The sequence below is a fragment of the Streptomyces sp. CC53 genome (assembly GCF_001865245.1).
Classification (GTDB): domain Bacteria; phylum Actinomycetota; class Actinomycetes; order Streptomycetales; family Streptomycetaceae; genus Streptomyces.
Genome location: NZ_MKXB01000052.1, coordinates 15,479 through 18,450, shown reverse-complemented (window position 1 = coordinate 18,450; position 2,972 = coordinate 15,479). Strand labels below are relative to the sequence as shown.

Genomic DNA, 2,972 nt, shown 5'->3' with positions numbered 1-2,972 from the left:
CCCGGTCGGTCCAGGTGCTGCGCCGGGGGCGGGCGGCGCCGGTCGGTGTCGCGCGGCGCGGGCGCGTCCCGCACAAGATCCAGGGAAGTCCGGTGTCAACGCCCGGCCCTGCGGCCATACTTCTGGGCGGGCAGCCGCACCGGCAACCGCCGGGGCGGCCGACGTCGGCGACCGAGGGGGAGATCACGTGGCACAGCCGCCGTTCCCCGGCCCACGGGCCGCGGCCGCCCCGGCAGGCCCCGGGGCCGTCCGCACCGTACCGGCCGCCACCACCCCCGCGTCCGCCCGCCACAGCCCGCCCGGGCCCCGCCCACGGGGCCTCGATTCGCTCAAGGTGCTGAACGGCGCCCGGATCGGTTCCCCGGAGACCCGGACGGACGAGAACCTGCCTCCTGTGGCACGGAGCACGGAACCGACCGGGAACGGCGGTCACGACGGGGCGGGGCGGCGGCGGGCGGGCAGGGCCGCCCGGCCCGGGCCGGGGAAGCCGGCCGCGCGACGGCGCGAGGCCGGTCCGGGGAGGGAGCCGACCGCGACAGGACGCGGACACCGGTGGCGACCGGCAGCCACGGGCGCGGGGGGCGCGGCCGGGGCGGCAGCGCGGGCGGCCGCCGCGCCACCGGGCCGGGCGCCGTCCCGTACGGCTGGCCGGGCACGGTCCGCAAGGGCCGCGGCCGGCGGACCTGGCCCCGGGGCGGTCCTGGCCGCCGCCGCGCCCGGGCCGCCGGAGGCGCGGTGCGGGGCGGTCCGGCACCCGACGCGATGACGCCGGGCTCCGGAACACCGGCACGCGGCACACCGCCGTACGGCTCCGTCCCTGCCCGGCCCGGGACCGGCCCGGCACTCCCGGTGCGGTCCCCCCTGCCCCACTCCACCCACCACCGAAACGACATCGACGAACAGCAGTCCCACGAGAGCGAGAGGTGACCGATGAGCGCCACGGAGCTCCCCGGGTCGGTGATGGACCGGGATCAGGTGGACCGCGCGTTGGCGCGGCTCGGCGCGGAGCGCCGGGCGGTCGAGGATTCGCTGCTCGCGTTGCAGGACCACGCGGGCCGCCGACTGCTGGAGGGCGCGGAGTTGACCGGGACGACGAAGGAGCGCTGGGCGGCGACCGAGCGGACGGTGACCCGGCTGTGGGCCTGCTTCGACGCGTACACGGCCGCGCTGCACGAGCTGCGGGAGGTACGGGGCCGGCGGCACTGGCCGGAGCCGGAGGAACTGGCCGAGCTGACCGAGCGGCTGGCCGGTGCGAGCGTGGAGGTCGCGCACGGCGAGGGCGAGCCGGTCGAACGGTACACGCTGGAGCGGTTGGTGGAGCGCATGAACGAGCTCTACGCCCGCTCCCTCGACGTGGTCGTGGCCGCGGAGGCGGTGTGGTCGGCCCTGCCCGCCCGCATAGACCTGCTGGCCGCCGAGCTGCACCGGACGCGGGCACTGGCCCGTTCGGTGGGCGTGCGGCCCGGGGAGCACCCGGCGGGGGACGACCTGGAGGCGATCACTGCTGAGCTCTCCGCGCTGCGCGCGCAGGTGGTGAGCGACCCGCTGGCCTTCTGGCACCCCGCGGAGGGCAGTTCCGCGCCCGGCGGCGGACGCCCCGACACGCGGCGGTACGACGCGGCGGCCCGGGCGCTGGAGGACGTGCGGCGGGAGATCGAGGCCGTGCTCCAGGTGCGGCAGGACTCGGAGTCCCGGCTGCTGCGCCTGCGCGACCTGCTGTCCCGGGCCGACCGCACGCTGGCGGAGGCGCGGACGGCGCGCGGCGAGGTACTGGCGAAGATCGCGGCGTCCGAGGTGCCGGCGGTGAGCGGGCCGCCGACCGCGCTCCAGGAACGTCTCGCGATCGCCGCGGAGCACCGGCGGCACGCCCGGTGGCACCGCTTGTCCCCGCTGCTGGAGGCGCTGGAGCAGGAAGCGGAGGAGGAACTGCTGCGGGCCCGGGAGTCGTTGACGGCCGTGACGGCCCCGCTGGCGATCCGCGCGGAGCTGCGGGGACGCCTGGACGCGTGCCGGGCGAGACTGTCCCGGCAGGGACTGGCGGAGGACGCACTGCTCGTCGAGCGGTACGACGCGGCGCGCCGGAGGCTGTGGAGCGCTCCCTGCGACCTTCGGGCCGCGGAGCAGGCGGTGCTGCGCTACCAGCAGGCGGCGGCGGAGCTGCTCTCGGGCGGGGGCGGGCGCGGGGGCCGAGGCTGAGGCCCCGGCCGCGTCCGGCACGCGGGGGCGGCGCCGCCCGGCGGACGAGCACGGACCGCGGGCCGCGGGCCGCGCCCATGCCCGGGGCCATGCCGAGCCGGGGACCGCGGCGAGGGCCGGGCCTGCCCCTCACCGGGCCGGCCCGGGAAACCTCGGCGGCGGCTGCGGAAGCGCCCGGGGCCCCGGGTCCGGGGCCATACCCACGTCGGCCACCCGGCTCCCGGGGCAGGGCCGGGGGCCGATCGGGGGCGGTCGAGGGCCAGGGCAGGAGCGGAAGCCAGCCGAAGGCCGGGGCGGGGGTCGGGGGCCGGTTCCTGAACGCACATGCGGGGTTAGCGCCCGGCGCGGTGGGACAGAGGGGACTGGCAGGGCGGCCCGTCCGCTGCCGCCCCGGGACGAAGGTGTGAGCGATGGCGCAAGGACACGAGCAGACGTGGGAGTCGGAGCAGGAGCAGGACTGGGACGCGGCTCGTGGACCCTCCGCGCCCCCGGTGCCTTCGGCGCCGCCTACACCCCCCGAGGCCCCCGCGCGCCCCGCGCCTCCTCCCTCCCACGAAGCCCCCGCACGCCCCGGGCCTCCCCTGCCGCCTGAAGCCTCCGCGTCCCCTGCGCCTCCGCCCACAGGTGAAGCACCCGTACGCCCTGTGCCTCCTGTGCCTCCCGTGCCGCCAGACCCGCCCGTACCTCCGGCGCCTCACGCACCTCCCACGGCCCCCACATCGTCTGCATCTCAAGCACCTCCTGAAGCTTCCACACCTCCTGCGGCTCCCCCACCT

General features: G+C 78.4%; 1 protein-coding gene. It reads left to right on the top strand.

All coding sequences use genetic code 11. The features are described from left to right. Positions 1 to 930 precede the first annotated feature (930 nt). Positions 931 to 2,196: a hypothetical protein gene (locus tag BJP40_RS04760; RefSeq protein ID WP_071278830.1), complete on the top strand. Its 1,266-nt coding sequence runs from the start codon at positions 931 to 933 to the stop codon at positions 2,194 to 2,196. Positions 2,197 to 2,972 lie beyond the last annotated feature (776 nt).